The following is a 16,954-nucleotide window of genomic DNA, read 5'->3' on the forward strand; positions in this document are numbered from 1 at the left end:
TCTCCATGTCGTCACCCTCTGCAACCCTGGCCCGGATTGGTCCTCCCCTGCTGGCCGTTCTGGCCGCATTGACCGTTGGCCTTATTGTCATCGTCGGCATGGGCGCAGCTTTGGACAAGGCGCTCCTTGCCTTCTGGCGGGGCGCTTTCGGCAATGGCTATGCCATTTCAGCTTCTCTCAATCGCGCCGTGTCGCTGGCCTTGGTGGGCATAGGCTTCGTCATCGCCAACCGCGCCGCTCTCACCAATGTCGGCGGCGAGGGGCAGATCGCCATGGGCGGCATTGCCGCGACGGCCCTTTGCCTCTTCCCCCCGATTGCCGGCTTGCCATTGGGTCTGGCTTTCGTGGTGCCACTGCTCGGCGCGGCACTCGCCGGCGGCGCATGGGGCGGCATCGCCGGTGTGCTAAGGACGCGCAGCGGCACCAATGAGGTCATTGCAACACTATTGCTCTCCTTCATCGCGACCTGGCTACTCTACTGGTGCGTTCAGTCCGAGGCGCTCTTGCGCCAGCCCATGACCAGTTCGGCAACTCTGCCCGAATCCCTCCCCATCCCTGAAGCCACCCATGTGCCGCTGTTGACGGGGTCCTACAGTTCACCGGTCACGCTTGGCCTGCCAATCACCATTGCACTGGCCGCCGTCGCCGCACTCGTTTTGGCTCGGTCCCTGTTCGGTTTCCGGCTCAGCGCCGTTGGTCTGAATCCGGTGGGTGCCGCGCGCGCCGGCATCAATGTGGGCGGCCACATTGTTTCGGCACTTTTTATCGCCGGCGCCTTTGGCGGGCTTGCGGGCGGGCTGATGCTTCAGGGCGAGCAATTCTCCCTCAAGGCCGGGTTCTCGTCCGGTTATGGCTTCGATGGGCTGGTTGTGGGCCTTCTGGCGCGCAATTCCATCACCGGAGTGCTCGCCGGAGCCCTGCTCTTTGGCTTTATGCGCTCGGGCGGCATTGCCATGGAAATGGGCGCAGGCGTCCCCTCGGCACTGGTCAGCATCCTGCAGGGGCTGATTGTCGTCCTCATCGCCGGCGTGGCCTATTTCCAGGATCGGAGGAGTGTCCGATGAGCTTCGAGCTTCTTGCCGTTTTCCTGGCCTCCACCATCCGCCTGGCCATTCCGCTGCTCTTCGCCGCAACCGGCGAGCTCGTGTCCGAGCGGGCGGGAGTGGTCAATATGAGTGTCGAGGGAATGATGCTGGCCGGAGCCTTTGGCGGCGCCGTCGGCGCGGCCATGACAGGTTCGCCCTGGCTGGGCCTCGTCTTTGCCGTGCTGACAGTCCTGCCCATAGCCTTGCTGCAATCAGTGCTCACCAACAGCTTGCGCGCCAATCAAATCGTCACCGGTATCGGCATCAACATCCTGGTGCTGGGCATGACCACTCTGGGGTATCGCGCCCTCTTTGGCGCCCGCTCGCGCGAGGTCATACCGGGCTTTGACGCCGTGCCGGTGCCAGGCTTGGCGCAATTGCCCGTTCTGGGCCCGGTCTTTACGCAGATCTGGCTGGTCTGGCTGGCCTTTCTGGTTGCCGCTGCGGTGGGCTGGATGCTCTCGCGCACGGGCTTGGGCATCGTCCTGCGCGGCATTGGCGATGATCCCGAGGCCGTGGCCAAGTCTGGAGCGCCGGTGGGGGCGCTGCGACATGGTGCAGTATTATTCACCGGCGTGATGTCAGCGCTTGGCGGAGCGTTTCTCTCTATCGGCGATATTCACACCTTCACCGAAGGCATGACCAATGGCGCCGGCTATCTCGCCATCGTCGCCGTGATCTTCGGCAATTGGAGCCTGTGGCGCACCGTTTTGGCCTGTCTGCTGTTCGGAGCGGCAACCGCGCTGCAGTTCCAGCTCCCCGCTCTTGGCATTGTCGTGCCCAACGCACTTCTCATCATGCTCCCCTATCTGCTCGCCTTCCTCGCTGTTGCGGGACTAGTCGGGCGACAGACCGCGCCACGAGCGCTGGCTCAACCTTTCTGGAAATAGACATGCACACGCAGGAAATTCGACATGCTTGAACGCGACTACATTTCGCCCGGCCGATCCGCTGCCTTGGGCGAGAATGGCATGGCGGCGACCTCGCATCCGCTGGCAACGACGACGGCGATTGATGTGCTGCGAGCCGGCGGAAACGCCATGGATGCCGCCCTGGCCGCCGTCGCGGTGCAATGCGTGGTCGAACCGGCCATGACCGGGATTGGGGGCGACTGCTTTGCCATTGTTGCGCCGGCCGGCAAGGCCCCAATAGCCTTCAATGGCTCGGGGCGTTCACCTAAAGCCGCCTCGGCTCCCGCCTTGCGCGACCAGGGCATGACCCAGATCGCGGCCCGAAGTGCGCATGCGGTGACGATACCCGGAGCGGTCGACGCGTGGTGCCAGCTCTCGGAGGCTTATGGCAGCATGGGCCTCGACCGGCTTTTGCAACCGGCCATCGACCTGGCCGAAAACGGTTATCGCGTCACCGGTCGCGTGGCGCTGGATTGGGCGCGCTATCAATCCACCGTCGCCACTGATGCCGACGCCGCCGCATGCTACCTGCCGGGCGGCAAGCCACCACGGACCGGCGAAAAATTCGTCCACAAACAACTGGCCGAGAGCCTGCGCCGCATCGCCAGAGCGGGCCGCGCCGGCTTTTACGAAGGACCGGTGGCCGAAGAGATAGTGACAAAACTCAAGGCCATGGGCGGCCCCCATGCGCTGGAGGACTTTGCCGATTATCGCGGCGATTTCGTCGAACCGATTTCGGCCAGGTTCCGTGGCCATGACGTGCTCGAATGCCCGCCCAATGGCCAGGGCCTCGCCGCATTGGTCATGCTGCGCATTCTCGATGGCTTCGATCTTTCGGACAGTGCCGTCTCGGAAGCGGATCGGGTGCATCTGCTCGCCGAGGCCAGCAATGCCGCCTATACCATGCGCGATCTGCTCATCGCCGATCCAGCCACCATGCGCGTTCCGGTGCAAGACATCCTCTCGGACCGGTTCATTGGCGATCTGCGCGGCAAGATTGCCCTCGACCGCGTGCAACCGCCGGCCATCTGGACCGATGCGGTTCATCGCGACACCGTCTACATCAGCGTGGTCGACAAGGACGGCAATGTCGTTTCGTTGATCAACTCGATCTTCAACGCCTTTGGCAGCGGTATTCTGGCGCCTCAGAGTGGCGTCTTGCTGCAGAACCGCGGCAGCGGCTTTTCACTGATCCAAGGCCATCCCAACGAATTGGCGGGGGGCAAGCGGCCTCTCCACACCATCATTCCCGCCTTGGTCATGAAGGACGGCAAGCCCCTGATGCCCTTCGGGGTCATGGGCGGCCAGTTCCAGGCCGTGGGGCATACCCATTTCCTGTCCCACATGTTTGACCGCGGCTTTGATCCGCAGCGCGCCAACGAGGCGCCCCGCAGCTTTGCCTTCAATGGCACTCTGACAATGGAAGCCGGATTTGGCGATGCGGTGCGGGCCGATCTCGTACGGCGCGGCCATTCCGTGGCCTGGGCCGAAGACCCGATTGGCGGCTGCCAGGCCATTTATATCGACCATCAGCGCGGCCTCTTGATCGGTGGCTCTGACCACCGCAAGGACGGACTGGCCCTGGGCTACTGAGGAACTCGAATTGGACCTGCTTATTCAATATGGTGGCTGGATTGCCGCCATGGCCGTCACGGGCCTGGTCGCCGGCTTTGTCGCGGGCCTGCTCGGCGTGGGTGGCGGCATTGTCATCGTGCCGGTGCTCGACATTGCGCTGAGCGCCTTCAATGTCGATCCATCCATTCGCATGAAGGTGGCCGTTGCCACGTCTCTGGCAACCATCATGGCCACCTCGCTCGCCTCGGCCCGCGCCCATCACCGGGCGGGCGCGGTCGATTTTGCCCTGCTCAAAAGCTGGGGGCCGATGATCTTTCTTGGCGTCGTCCTGGGCACAGCCATCGCCGGCGTGGTCGATGGCCGGGTGCTCTCGGCGGTCTTTGCCACCACCGCGCTCATCGTGGCCGCAAACATGGTGCTGCGCGCCAAAAGCCACAAACTCTTCGAGGGCTTTCCCAATGCCATGGTCAAATCCGCCCTCGGCGTTCTGATCGGCACCATCTCGGCCATGATGGGCATTGGCGGGGGCACATTGGGCGTGCCGATCATGACCATTTTCGGCACCGATATCCGCCGCGCCGTCGGCACCGCCTCGGCCATTGGCTTCATCATCGCCATTCCGGGCACCATCGGCTATGTCCTGACAGGCTGGAACGCGGTTGGCCTGCCGCCGTTTTCGCTCGGCTATGTCAACCTGGTCGCCGTCGCTGCGATCATTCCGCTCTCCATGCTCGCCGCGCCCTGGGGCGCGAGAACCGCCCATACAGTCCCGCGCCAGGTCCTCGCCTATGGCTTTGGCATCTTCCTGACCCTGACGGCCATCAAGATGTTCGCCGGGCTGCTGGTCGGCTAGCCGATGCGCGCCAAGGGACATCTTCGCCGGTCGCGTCCAAGACAGCGCCCGCGACGCTTCACGGCGGCGCGGGCTTGTTGGCTCAAGGGGCTCTTGAGCCAGGCATAGAAGCCGCTGGGATGGATGGAAAGGCACCGGCACATGGTGCGCACACAGAATTGCTGGCGATGCTCGGCAACGAACGCGTACCTCACTTTGCATCCTTGGCGAAGTACGCGGCCGCTTTTTTAGGATGTCGCGCTCCTCGGTGACCCGCGCCAGTTCTCGCTTCAGCTGCCAGATCTCCTCGGACTGTTCATTGCCCTTGCCGACATCAGATGCGTACTTCTTACGCCACGCGTGGAGTGAATGGGCACTCACCCCCAGACGCTGCGACACCTCCGAAACCGGATATCCTCGCTCGGTGAACTGACGCACCGCGTCACGCTTGAACTCGCCGCTGAAATTGCCTTTGCCCATATAGGCCTCCTTGCCTCAAAAATAGGGAAGAAGGCGTCTACAAATCTAGGGGCTATTCACTCGGGCTTGACCCGAGGGTTCTGTACTTGAAGATGCCGGAATGGGCGGCTTCGTTTACATCCTCGCCAATATGCGCCGGGGGCGCACCTATATCGGCGTGACCAACGACCTGGTTCGTCGCGTCTATGAACACCCACAAGGGCTGGTGTCGGCCTACACCAAGGCGCGTGACATCAAGCGGCTAGTCTATTTTGAACAATTTGGTGAGATCGGCATGGCCATTCAGCGCGAAACCTCGCTCAAGCGCTGGTACAGCCGCTGGGAGCACGACCTGATCGAGCAGCATAACCCGGAATGGCGCGATCTCTGGGACGAAGTCAGCCAGTGAAGAGCCCTCGGGTCAAGCCCGAGGGTGACGTTCCGTGGGTGGTGAAGCGGACGGTTTTACGATCAGGGATTAACGGCGTGAATGTCTGAAATGGGGTCGGGATCTGCCGTCCAGACATGTCGACCAGTACCGCCCACCCACCGGTCGTCACCCTCGGCCTTGAGCCTAGGGCTCTGTACTTCTGGTTGCCGGAAGCTTGGCCGGGTCTAGGCTATGACCAACGCTCGACACTTTCACCGTCTCAAGCTCTGGAATGAAATCGTCAAGTAAAGAGCCCTCGGCTCAAGGCCGAGGGTGACGGCCGGTGGGCAAATGGGCGATCCGAGATTATGGCGGGTTGGAGCTATGCGCTGCAATGGCCTGAACGACCGCAACGGGNGTAAAGAGCCCTCGGCTCAAGGCCGAGGGTGACGGCTGGTGGGCAAATGGGCGATCCGAGATTATGGCGGGTTGGAGCTATGCGCTGCAATGGCCTGAACGTCCGAAATGAGGTCGACTGCGGCTAGGCAGGAACGCGCCCCATTCCGGTCGTTGGAACGGGATTTTGGAAGTCCCGAAAGCTGCCGCTAACCGAACCGGCCGAAGGCAGCGAGATGTTTCGGAAGACGGAGGGCGGCTGCCCCAACAGTGCAGCGGCGCCGACCGGTTGATGGGAGGCGTCGCAATCAATCGTTCTTGCTATCGACTTGGCGCCGCTCTCACTCAAGCTAAGAAGTGCCGGTCTTGCTGCGTTGGATTGAGAGGTCCTGGGCGGGCGGCATCTCGATGTAGGACAGCCGGTCGGGAGAGACTGACCGAAGTGTCATGGAGGATGAGTATAGATGATCGCAAAAGACCGAGTTGCGGGCGACACGCCGAGTGCGTCCGGTGCCCTCGGGGGCGCCAGTGTTTGGATTGACGTCGTACTTTGGGAAATTGCTCGATGAAATGTCGACTCTGATGCGATGTCCCGCCTTGAAAAGATTGGCGGTCGCAAACGGCTCGATGTCGATCTCCATGACCTCCCCCGGCAGACAGGGCTCGGGCCGCTCGAACGACTTGCGGTACCGGCAGCGGAAGATTCCGTCGGTTAGGATCAGTGAAAAGCCGGTGGGGTAGTCCTCACTGGGCGGGTAAACATCGATGAGCTTGGCCGTGAAGTCGGTATCCGGACCGTCGGTGGACACGAACAGCCGCACCACGATCGGACCAACAATGGCCAGGTCTGTATCGAGTACCCCGGTCTCGAACGTTAGAACGTCAGCCCGCGAGGAAAGTGGCAGTCCGGGGGCGCTGATGCCGAAGAAGCGCTCATCCTCCCGCTGGTCGAAGACCCCGCCTTCAAAGACCGGCCGGCCGCTGGTCAGCGCGCCCCCGATCGTCGGGACTGGGTTGGCAGGGTCGAAATCATAAGTTAGGGGACCCGGGTCGTCCTCCGGCCGAGCGCTCAGCATACGCCCGTCGCGGTGAAGATAGAGCGTGAGTTCTTCGCTCTGCGGCAGGGGCCAGGTCGCCCCCCTGATCCACGCGCCGCCATGGTCGAGCCGACCGTCCTGATCACGCCGCCCGCTGCCGCCACCCATCAGGAAGAGCCGGACGGCAGAAGTGTCGGCTCGCGCCGGTTCGATGTCCTTCAGCCAGGTATCGAACCATTGCCGCCGGTACTCCAGCCAGCTCTCTGCAACATTGCCGCCGATGGGTGCGCGCGGGCCAAACGAGACGTCCCCCGCAAAACTCTGGTTGCGGTCTCCATGAAGGCAAGGGCCCATGGTCAGTTCAAGATGGCGCGAGCCCGAGCGCGAAAGTCCCGCGTAGTTTTCGAGGGTGCTGGCGACATAGCAGTCGTACCAACTCGACAGGAAGGCGACCGGGACGTCCGGGAAATGGTCATAATGCCCAGCAGCATAGAGGCCCGTCTGGCGCCAGTAGTCGTCAAAGGTGCCGCGCCGCCACTGGTCGAGGAGATAGTCCTCGTATTCGGGCACCCAACGCACCGGCGAGCGCCCCTCTGACCAGGGCATGACCTTGAACCACGCGCGCAGGTTCTCGGCCGCGAGGGCTCTGGCGACCAGCGGATCCTTGCGAGCGGCCGGGCTCTCAGTGGCGTGGTTGAAGGCCCAGGTCGCCTGCTTGAGCTCGAACGCACCACCCTGCCGGATGCCGCAGGTAAAGGCGTTGGCGAAGCCGCCGGAGTCGAGCACCATGGTTGCCAGGCCCGGCGGATTGAGGCAGGCCAAGGCCATCTGGGTGTGGGCAGCATAGGAGAGGCCCATTGTGCCGACCTTGCCGCTGCACCAGCGCTGCTCCACGATCCAGGCGAGCGTGTCGAAGCCATCCGCGCCTTCGGAAAGATACTTTACGAACTCCCCCTCGGAGCCAAAGCGGCCGCGGCAGTCCTGATAGATCACTACATAGCCATGGCGGACAAAATGGCAGGCCACCTCCGCCCGGGTCATGGGCAGGTGCATCCCTACTTCGATTTCCGAGCGGGATCGTTCGGCCTTGCCGTAGGGGGTCCGCTCCAGGATGACCGGGAGCGGACCGGGAAGCGGGACGCCATCCCGGGCTGGGCGGTAGATGTCGGCTGCGAGCCGGATGCCATCGCGCATGGTGACCATGACGTCGCGATGGACCATTACCCCGTCAGCGACGTGCTCAGGTGGCGGGAGCATGTCCACCTCAACCGCAGGCCCATTGCTGGCGTCCCGAACACTCATTCGGTCACGCTCGCATAGGTGGCCAGTGTGTCTTCCGACACATTGGCGACATAACCGATGCCGTCGCGGCTGGCCCAAGTCACCTCCGGCCAATAGAGCGGCAGGATGGCATAGTCCCCGAAGACGATCTCGGCCGCGATTTCGAGCTTCCTGTTGCGGGCAGCCGGGTCGAACTCGGCCAGCGCGTCACGCATGGCGGCGTCATAATCCGGATTGGAATATCGCATGCGGTTGAACGAACCGGTGCCCGCTTCCTCGTCGAAGGTCATGAGCACGTTGGTCATTCCCGGCGCGGCCGAGGGAGTCGACGTGCCGAACGAGAAGATGAAAGCGCTGAACTCCTGCTTGCCCGCTGCCGTCGCATAGACGTTGTAGGGTTGCGTCACGACACCATTGACGGTCAGGCCACCCCGCTGGAACAGCTGCCCGAGGGCTTGGGCAATGTCGCCGTCGCCAGGGAAACGATCATTGGACGAGTGGATGGTGATGCCGAACCCATCAGGGAAGCCGGCTTCTGCCAGAAGGGCTTTGGCCGCTTCCAGGTCGATCTGGTCCGGCTGAAGCGAAGTCGAATGACCGCCCAGGCCGATCGGCGCCAATTGTCCCGCCGGCATGCCGGCACCCGAGAGCACGCGGTCGATCAGCAACTGCCGATCGATCATCTTTGACATGGCTTGGCGAACCCGTACGTCCTTGAGCGGGTTGGGGTTGAGCGGCGCGCCGTCGGGTCCGATGATGAAGGGGCTCTCGTCACGCGCAGAGTCGAGGCCCAGATAGATGATGCGCCCCGAAGGTGCACTGTGAACCTGGATGCCGTCGGAGGCTTCGAGTGTCGCCACGTCGCCCGGGGGAACGGAATCGATGAGGTCGACGTCGCCGGCCAGGAGGGCCGCCACGCGTGCGGCGGAATTGGACATAAGGCGGTAGGTGACGTTTTCGAATTCGGGCGCTTCGCCCCAATAGGTCTCGTTGAGCGTCAGCTTATAGTGATCGCCGGGCGTCCAGGAGACGAACTTGTAAGGGCCCGTCCCGATGGCGGCCTCGCCACTGTTAAACGCTTCGATACTGGCGCCTTCGGCTGCAGCCTTGGACACGATGTAGACCATGCCGGTCAGTTCCATGAACTGGGGCGTGGGCTTGGTCGTGGTGAAGCGAATGGTCAGGGGATCGACGATCTCCATGGAGGCAATCGGCGCGACATTGGCGGTAAAGGGCGCCGGGCTGTTGGGGATTTCGTCGGCTCGCTCGAGCGAGAAGACGACATCCTCTGCGGTAAAGGGCGACCCGTCGTGGAAGGTCACGCCCTCGCGCAGTTTCACTTCCCAGGTGAGCTCGTCCAGATTGGTCCAGGAGACCGCGAGGCCCGGCTGGATCTGCAGGTTCTCATCCGGTTCGACGAGGCGGTTGAAGACCTGCGCGGCAATCTGCTGGCTATTGCCGGAGCGCGAGAAGTGGGGGTCGATGGCTGCAGGTTCGGTGGAGCTGCCGACGGTCAGGTCCACGGCCATGCTGGCGGTGGTCAGGCAACTGGACAGGGCCAGTCCCAGCAGAAGCTTTCGGAGCATTGGCATAGATGTTTCCTTCCCTTTTGATCGATGAGTCATGGCAGACGTGTTCCCTCCTGGTGTTGCTCGCCACGCATGGGCGGCGTGTCGTTGAGATGGCAGGCGCTGAGGTGTCCCGGCGCGACGGCCTTCAAAGCCGGCCGCTCGATGCGGCAGCGATCGAAGGCGTGGGGGCAGCGCGGATGGAAATGGCAGCCAGCAGGCGGATTGAGGGGAGACGGGATCTCGCCCTTCACCGGCTGAAACAACCGCTTGCGCTGCTGCACATTGGGCATCTCGGCCAGGAGCGCCTGCGTGTAGGGGTGATTGGGCGATGCAAAGAACGCTTCCGCATCCGCACTCTCGACGATCCGGCCCAGATACATGATGACCACGCGGTCGGCGATGTGCTTGACCACGCCCAGATCGTGGCTGATGAAGAGATAAGTCAGCCCCAGATCCTGCTTGAGTTGCAGGAACAGGTTCAGCACCTGGGCCTGGATCGACACGTCGAGCGCCGACACGGATTCATCGCAGATCAGGAACCGCGGATTGACCGCGAGGGCCCGCGCAATGCCGATGCGCTGCCTTTGCCCGCCCGAGAACTGGTGGGGGAAGCGGCGCGCATAGGAGGGGTCGAGGCCGACCTTGGCCATCAGGCTCGCAACCAGTTCACCCACTTCGGCCCGACGCGTCATGCCGTGCGCGACAGGCGCTTCCCCGATCGCCTGCGCAACCGTCTTTCGCGGATTGAGCGACGACATGGGATCCTGGAAGATCATCTGCGCCGCCAGCCGCGCGGCCTTGAGCTCCCGCGCCGGCATAGTGGCGAGCGACTGCCCCTCCCACAGGACGTCGCCATCGGACTGTTCCATGATCCCGGCGAGGATGCGGCCCAGCGTGGACTTTCCACACCCCGATTCACCGACAAGACCGACAATCTCGCCGACGCCTATGTCGAGGGACACCTCGTCCAGGGCGCGAACCGTGCTGGGTTCGGGGGCGCCTCTCAGCCGATCCACGAGTCGCTCTGCCAGGTCGGGCTTCCGGGTGAAGCGCTTGGAGAGGTTCTCCACCCGAATCAATGGCGTGTTCATGGACGAGCCTCGTTCTGCGGGTGGAAGCAGCGCCAGCTGTGTTCGCCGATCCGGGCGTCCACCGGTTCGGTTTCGCAGGTGGCCGTGGCCGCAAAGCAGCGCAGCCTGAACGGGCAACCGCTTGGCCGGCGCAGCGGCGATGGCGCCATACCGGGAATGGCCTCAAGGGCTTCTCCGCGGCGCAGGTTGGCCGGGATCGAGCGCAATAGGCCGACGGTGTAGGGGTGCACCGGATGGTCGAGGACGGTGTCCACCGGCCCCGCCTCGACGATCCGTCCCGCATACATCACGGCTATATTGTGGGCGAGGCCTGCAACCACGCCCAGGTCGTGGCTGATCCAGATCAGCGACATGCCGAAGTCCCGCGAAACCTTCTGGATCTCGAACAGGATCTGGGACTGGATCGTCACATCGAGCGCCGTTGTCGGTTCGTCGGCGATGATGAGGTCGGGCCTGTGGAGGAGCGCAATGGCTATGGCCACCCGCTGTCGCATCCCGCCCGAAAACTGGTGCGGATAGGCGGAGAGACGCTCATCGGGGGACGGAATGCCGACCAGGCCGAGCGCTTCCACGGCGCGGCGCCGGGCCTCGAGCTTTGGGACATTGTCGTGGGCACGCACGGCCTCGACCATCTGCGTTTCGATGGAGAGGACAGGGTTGAGCGTCATCATCGGGTCCTGGAAGATCATGGCGATCTTCTTGCCCCGAAGGGCCCGCATCTCGCTTTCCGACCTTCCGACCAGGTCTTCGCCCTGGAAAAGGATGCGCCCACCGGCAACGCGACCCGGCGGATCGACCAGGCCGATGATGGAGAAACCGGTTATCGATTTGCCAGATCCCGATTCCCCCACAAGTCCGAGGATTTCGCCACGCTCTACGCTGAAGGAGACTCCGTCGACGGCGCGAATGACACCGGCGGGGGTTTCGAAATGCGTCTGGAGATTGTCGATGACGATGGTGCTCATCTCAGCGCCCCAGGAACCGCGGGTTGAACACCTCGCGCAGGCGGTCGCCGACGACGTTGATGCTGAACACCAGGATGAGGAGAAGCAGGCCGGGATAGACGCTGATCCAGTACTGACCGGACAGCAGGACCTTGTAGCCGTTGGCGATCAACAGCCCGAGGGACGGCTCGGTTATGGGCAGGCCGATGCCAAGGAAGGACAGGGTCGCTTCGGCCGAAATGGCACTGGCAACTTGCAGGGTGCCCACCACGATGATCGGCGGCAGGCAGTTTGGCAGCATGTGGCCGAAGAGAATGCGGGGCCGGGACAGGCCGAGCGAAACGGCTGCCTCAACATATTCCTTGTTGCGCTCGACCAGCGCGGCGGCACGAACGGCGCGGGCGAACTGCGCCCATTGGACCAGCACCAGCGCGAAAATGACCTTCCAGACGCCTTGCCCCAGCATGGCCAGCAACATCAACGCTACCAGGATGGCCGGTAGTCCAAGCATAAGGTCGACCAGGCGCATGATCAGGGCATCCACCCGGCCGCCGACATAGGCGGCCACCATGCCCAGGGCGGTGCCCACCACCAGGGCGACGACGCCGGACAACAATCCGACGGCAATACTGGTGCGCAGCCCGTAGATCATCGCCGACAGCATGTCCCGGCCCTGTCCATCCGTCCCCAGGAGATAGATGGAGCCGTTCATGCTTGGCGACATCGGCGGCAGGCGGGCATCGAAAAAATCGATTGCGCCCAGGTCATAGGGGTTTTGCGGTGCCAGCCAGGGTCCGAAGATGGCGGTTAGCACGAGGAAGAGCGTCAAGATCGCTCCCACGGTGGCTTTTGGGCTGGTGAGAATGCCATCCAGCGCCCGGCCCAGGGTCGTGTCAGTGGACCGGTGCCATTTGCTGCCGGTGGACATCATTGCGTGTCCCTCAGGCGAATGCGCGGATCGAGCAGGGAGTATGCGATATCCACGAGGAGATTGATGATGACGAACATGAAGACGACGACCAGGAGGTAGGAAACGACAACCGGGCGGTCGAGCAGCATGATCGAGTCGATCAGCAGCTTGCCGATGCCGGGCCAGGAGAAGATGGTTTCGGTGACGACGGCGAAGGCGATGATGGATCCGAACTCCATGCCAACGACCGTCACCACCGGGATCATGATGTTCTTGAGCACATGGACCAGCACGATGCGGCGCTCGGTCAGTCCCTTGGCGCGTGCGAACTTGATGAAGTCGAGAGGCATGATCTCGCGCACACCGGTGCGAGTGAGACGGATCACCAGAGCCAGGTTGAACAGCGCAAGGTTTGTAGCGGGCAGGATGAGATGGGTAAGGCCGTCCCAGCTGAGGAGGCTCGTCGTTATGCCAAGGACCTGCGCGGTATCCCCGCGCCCTCCCGCCGGGAGCCAGCCGAGCCACACGGAAAAGATCATGATAAGCATCATGCCCTGCCAGAAGTTGGGCAGGCTGAAGCCGAGGATCGAGCCGGTCATGATCGTTTCGTCGACAAGCGTGTTCGGCTTGAGCCCGGAGACGAGCCCGAGGGGGATGCCCACGACAAGCGCGATGATCAAGGCAACCAGAGCCAGCTCGAGTGTTGCGGGGAGCCGCGCCAGGATCAGGCTGATCGCCGGCTGGTTGAAGACGAATGAGCGGCCGAAATCACCGCGCAGGGCATTGCTGAGGAAAATCCAGTACTGTTCGATCAGCGGGCGGTCCAGGCCAAGGGCAACAATGGCCGATTGTCGTTCCAACTGGGTCGCGTCAGCGGCAATCAGGATGTCCGCGGGATTGCCGATGGCGTAAACGCCCAGGAACACGATCACCGAGGTCGCAAGAAGCACGCCGGCGCTTTGCAGCAGCCGTCGAAGAATGAAGACGGTCATCCTGCCATCCCATGTGCTGCGCGCATCTCCGGCAGTTTCGACATTGATATCCCCCTCGTTCGTGTCAGGCACAATGTCCTTGCGCGACCAATGAGGGCAGCTAATGATCAATTCGCAAAAGGCGCAATCTTATGTGTTTTTCGCATTGGTCGATGCAGATTCCGGCATGTCCGGGTCGCGCTGGCGGGATGAACCATGACGCCCAAGCAACTCGAAGTTTTCCGCGCCGTCATGTCCACCGGGACGACGATTGGCGCCTCCGTCGTTCTCAAGCTGTCCCAGTCGGCCATCAGCCGTCAGTTGAGCGCGCTTGAGGCCGATCTAGGATTCAACCTCTTTCATCGCGATCGTGGGCGCCTTCTGGCTACTGCCGAGGCGCGAATCCTGGTCGAGGAAGTGGATGAACTGGCCGACGTGCTGGCGCGCCTCAAACGGCGTACGGACGAGCTGGGCGCGGGACGCTTTGGGCGGTCACTGCTCAAGATGGGCTTCCCCCACTCCATGACCACAACCATCCTGCCGCGGGTCATCCGGGACTTTCTGGCAGAAACGACCTCGGTGAGCCTCGAACTGGTTGCGGGGCCATATAGCTATGTCGAGCACGCCGTCATGGGACGCGTGGCAGATTTCGGATTTGTACGCTTGCCCCCAGAGGATCTAGGCTTTGAGGTGATGCCGCTTTTCACGAGCGGCACGCTTTGCGCTGTCCCCCGGGACCATGCGCTGGCAAACCGGGATGCGATTGCCGCCGAGGATCTCAATCAGGCCGACATGGTCCTGCTGGGCCGCCTTCGCCACAACCGCCAGGAGATCGAGTCCCTGTTGCGCGACGCCAAGAGCGAGGTCCGTTGCCGGGTGGAGACTCATTCGGTCGAATCCAGCATCGCGCTGGTTGCCGAAGGCATCGGCATCTCGATCGTCCCGGCCTTCATCGGTAGCTTCATCGCCAGCGAACGCGTCAAGCTCGTGCCGCTGGTGCCCGAGACCCAGGTAGACTACGGGATCATCACCCTAAGGGACGCGCCCCTATCGCGTCCGATGCAGCTGTTCATCGACATGCTTCGGGAGCGCATTTTGAGCGAGGCCACGCTGACCTGGCCCAAATGATCAGGTCCAGAACACGCCCTGCAGCAGGTTCACACTGGCCAGGGAGTCCAGCTGTTCCAGCCTATTGAACAACTGGTGTGCCGTAGGAAGGGACAGGGTGCCCGCGGCACAATCAAGAAACTTCGCCTGACGTTCGGCATCAGTGAGCGGTGCGGCCAGTGATCCGCGCGCTGCAAGCCGTGAGGCCCGCAATTGGGTGCCGTCCCGCAGCGTCACCGTGAGTTCATGCGGTAGGCGTCCGGGCGTGTCACGCTCGTAGGTTTTGGAATAGGTCGACATCCGGGTCAGCGGGAATAGCGAGCGGATTTCCTCGCGCATCACCGCTTCCGCTCTGAAGTCGGCGAGCGTGAGTGCTTGGTGGACAAGCGCAACTGCAAGGCAGTAGTTCATGCTGAACCGGGCTTCCGCTTCGGTCAAGGGCGCCGCGAAAGCAAGGTTGCGAGCATGGGCGATGGCGACCAGGACCTCCATGCCGACAACGTCTGCTAGGGAAAAACCGTGCTCTACCCTGAGGTCGATGAGCATATCGACTGCCCGGTGGGTCGAGCCACAGCAGGGATATAGCTTCGTCGCCAGGCCTATGGTCTCAATGGCCGAGGTCGCGCCAAAGGAAAGGTCGCCCCAGCCGCCAGGGTTCGGCCCGCCATATAGAGGGAGGAACCCCTGCTGGGACTCGAGAATATCGAGCCGGCCGCCCATGCCTGCCGCGGCAAGCTTGGCAGCATCGACAGAGTTACGCGCGGCAAGGCCGGCATGAAGCGGTTTTACTGCCGTGCCGAACTGGCCTTTGAGACCGCCCGCCATGCTGGTTGCGATACTCATGGCTGAGGCGATGCCGCTTTTATCCAGTCCCAATAACCAGGCCGCGGCTGCGGCCGTTCCAATACACCCCACCGTGGAGGTGGAATGCCAGCCGGCCGTGTAGTGGGATGGGTTGACGCCCTTACCGACGGCGGCCTGCGCTTCGAGCCCCACGAGGTAAGCGTCGATCAACGCGGCCCCGCTAGCGCCGATGCTTTCCCCGATGGCAAGAAGGGCTGGGACGAGAACCGCCGAGGCGTGCGTGGTTGCACCATGGAAGTTGTCGTCGAAGTCGAGCGCATGCGCGGCGGTACCGTTGACGAGAGCGGCAACACCAACCGGCGCCCTGCCGCCACCCATTGCCGCCGAAGGTCCGCGAGTTCCAATCTCGCGCGCGAGCGCGCGTCGAACGGACATCGTCGCCTCGTCCGGTGCGCCGGCCAGCATACAGCCGATCGTGTCACTGATGGCGTTCTTGGCCCTTTCTTTCGCGATTGCGCTGAACGCGTGCGGCGAAGCGCACCAATCGGAAATGATGGTCAGGACCGGTTCACGGGCCTGATGGTCTTGTCTCTCTGGCATCATTGAAGGGCATCCCAGCACGCGCGAGAGACCCGTCCAATAGTGTCCAGCGCCGAGGTGTATCCCGGCGTCCCGTCGGCCAGTGCCAGCGGTACGCTGTCTGTGTAAACCCCAAGGACATAGATTGGGCTGCCATCCTTGAACACGATGCCCGCATCCATTCTTCCGCGCTTGCCGCGTCCGCCCTTGCAGGCAAACTTTGTATCATAGGGTAGCCGCGAAGGTATCCCATAGCGAAGGATCTGCCGACCGAGCGTGTTCAAGGCGAAATCGCACAAGTCCTGCGTGAGCCCAAGCTCTCGCGCAGGCTCGGGTTCCCTCTGGCCCGCCAGCAGCTTGTCGAGCAGTCGGGTCTGATCTGCGGCGGTCGTTGTGGTCACCTCATCGAGAGGGCGGTCGTCGGGGGTGGCGACCTCCTCTCGAAGTCGCGGTTCGTAGAGTATTGGTGCATCTAAATCGAGTCTGCCGTCATAGACTGCCCTTAGGGCAGCCAACATAATTGAGATCTTCCTAGTGCTGGCTGACGACGCTTCTGCTTCGGAGTCGCGCTCGACCACTCTGTTGTGTCGTTTGTCGAGGATGCTGTAGCGGACCGTGTCTGGCACGCTTTCGCGTATGTGGCGAAGGGCATTGGTGAGGTCGTGCATCTCGTTTCCGTGGTGGACTCAGGGTGATCGGCGCAGCCGGCCGGAGTTCCCCAAACCTGAACCGCCTCTGCTTCGCCCCGCAATATTATGCAGAGGGAACATAGACCTATGCGCCCGCAGATGCGTGTCGCCGCTTCGAATAAGGGCAAGGGAGCAGCGCGGCCCTTTTCGGCAGCAGAGCGCCCCATTCTGGCCGTTCGGCAGAGATTTCAAGTTCCTGATACCTGGCGTTCCTGGTTGGATCATTGACGCAATCGGGGTGGTTGGGAATTGCGAACAGCACCACCGGATTTGTCACCTGGAGGCGGTGACCCCCGAGTAGCCGCCAACTTCCAAACCGGGCCTCCCGGCCATGTTGTCATA

General features: G+C 62.8%; 14 protein-coding genes and 1 pseudogene. 6 read left to right on the plus strand and 9 right to left on the minus strand.

The features are described 5' to 3' along the window. The first annotated feature begins 5 nt into the window (after positions 1-5). The 4 genes from NIM87_RS14300 to NIM87_RS14315 are packed head-to-tail and all read left to right on the plus strand — an operon-like array spanning position 6 to position 4,424. Positions 6-1,064, plus strand: a complete 1,059-nt coding sequence (locus tag NIM87_RS14300; protein ID WP_254675372.1) for an ABC transporter permease — start codon at positions 6-8, stop codon at positions 1,062-1,064. Further along, the gene (locus tag NIM87_RS14305) at positions 1,061-1,975 is read left to right on the plus strand and encodes an ABC transporter permease (RefSeq protein WP_254675373.1); all 915 of its coding nucleotides are present in this window, start codon (positions 1,061-1,063) and stop codon (positions 1,973-1,975) included. The genes NIM87_RS14300 and NIM87_RS14305 overlap by 4 nt, the downstream gene beginning before the upstream one ends. A 24-nt stretch (positions 1,976-1,999) precedes the next feature. Then, a complete protein-coding gene (ggt, locus tag NIM87_RS14310; RefSeq protein WP_254675374.1) occupies positions 2,000-3,589 on the plus strand; it encodes a gamma-glutamyltransferase in 1,590 nt (529 codons plus the stop codon). A gap of 10 nt (positions 3,590-3,599) precedes the next feature. Continuing rightward, complete coding sequence (locus NIM87_RS14315; RefSeq protein WP_254675375.1) at positions 3,600-4,424, plus strand: sulfite exporter TauE/SafE family protein; 825 nt, start codon at positions 3,600-3,602, stop codon at positions 4,422-4,424. Between the two features lie 68 nt (positions 4,425-4,492). Here NIM87_RS14315 and NIM87_RS14320 read toward each other — a convergent pair. Further along, positions 4,493-4,883, minus strand: a pseudogene (locus NIM87_RS14320) (transposase); the annotation flags it as partial. 100 nt (positions 4,884-4,983) lie between these two features. Here NIM87_RS14320 and NIM87_RS14325 point away from each other — a divergent pair. Next, positions 4,984-5,271, plus strand: a complete 288-nt coding sequence (locus tag NIM87_RS14325) for a GIY-YIG nuclease family protein (protein ID WP_254675376.1) — start codon at positions 4,984-4,986, stop codon at positions 5,269-5,271. 707 nt (positions 5,272-5,978) lie between these two features. Here NIM87_RS14325 and NIM87_RS14330 read toward each other — a convergent pair. The 6 genes from NIM87_RS14330 to NIM87_RS14355 are packed head-to-tail and all read right to left on the minus strand — an operon-like array spanning position 5,979 to position 13,454. Next, a complete protein-coding gene (locus NIM87_RS14330; protein WP_254675377.1) occupies positions 5,979-7,922 on the minus strand; it encodes a CocE/NonD family hydrolase in 1,944 nt (647 codons plus the stop codon). 41 nt (positions 7,923-7,963) lie between these two features. Beyond that, positions 7,964-9,532, minus strand: coding sequence for an ABC transporter substrate-binding protein (locus NIM87_RS14335; protein ID WP_254675378.1), 1,569 nt, complete (start codon positions 9,530-9,532; stop codon positions 7,964-7,966). Positions 9,533-9,567: 35 nt separating this feature from the next. Further along, positions 9,568-10,608 carry an ABC transporter ATP-binding protein gene (locus NIM87_RS14340; RefSeq protein ID WP_254675379.1) on the minus strand — a complete coding sequence of 347 codons (1,041 nt, stop codon included), beginning with the start codon at positions 10,606-10,608 and terminating at the stop codon, positions 9,568-9,570. After that, positions 10,605-11,573, minus strand: coding sequence for an ABC transporter ATP-binding protein (locus NIM87_RS14345; RefSeq protein WP_254675380.1), 969 nt, complete (start codon positions 11,571-11,573; stop codon positions 10,605-10,607). Before NIM87_RS14345 ends, NIM87_RS14340 begins: the two co-directional genes overlap by 4 nt. Before the next feature lies 1 nt (position 11,574). Continuing rightward, the gene (locus tag NIM87_RS14350) at positions 11,575-12,480 is read right to left on the minus strand and encodes an ABC transporter permease (protein ID WP_254675381.1); all 906 of its coding nucleotides are present in this window, start codon (positions 12,478-12,480) and stop codon (positions 11,575-11,577) included. Beyond that, positions 12,480-13,454 (minus strand): ABC transporter permease, encoded by a 975-nt coding sequence (locus NIM87_RS14355; RefSeq protein WP_254675382.1) that lies wholly within the window; start codon positions 13,452-13,454, stop codon positions 12,480-12,482. The genes NIM87_RS14350 and NIM87_RS14355 overlap by 1 nt, the downstream gene beginning before the upstream one ends. A 195-nt stretch (positions 13,455-13,649) precedes the next feature. Here NIM87_RS14355 and NIM87_RS14360 point away from each other — a divergent pair, with 195 nt between their 5' ends. Continuing rightward, a complete protein-coding gene (locus NIM87_RS14360; RefSeq protein ID WP_254675383.1) occupies positions 13,650-14,561 on the plus strand; it encodes a LysR family transcriptional regulator in 912 nt (303 codons plus the stop codon). Here NIM87_RS14360 and NIM87_RS14365 read toward each other — a convergent pair whose 3' ends face one another. Beyond that, entirely contained in the window at positions 14,562-15,947 is a 1,386-nt protein-coding gene (locus NIM87_RS14365) for an MmgE/PrpD family protein (protein WP_254675384.1), read from the minus strand. Continuing rightward, positions 15,944-16,591, minus strand: a complete 648-nt coding sequence (locus NIM87_RS14370) for a serine hydrolase (RefSeq protein ID WP_254675385.1) — start codon at positions 16,589-16,591, stop codon at positions 15,944-15,946. Before NIM87_RS14370 ends, NIM87_RS14365 begins: the two co-directional genes overlap by 4 nt. Positions 16,592-16,954: the final 363 nt, after the last annotated feature.

Origin of the sequence: Devosia ureilytica, from assembly GCF_024273195.1 — a bacterium.
GTDB classification, from domain to species: domain Bacteria; phylum Pseudomonadota; class Alphaproteobacteria; order Rhizobiales; family Devosiaceae; genus Devosia; species Devosia ureilytica.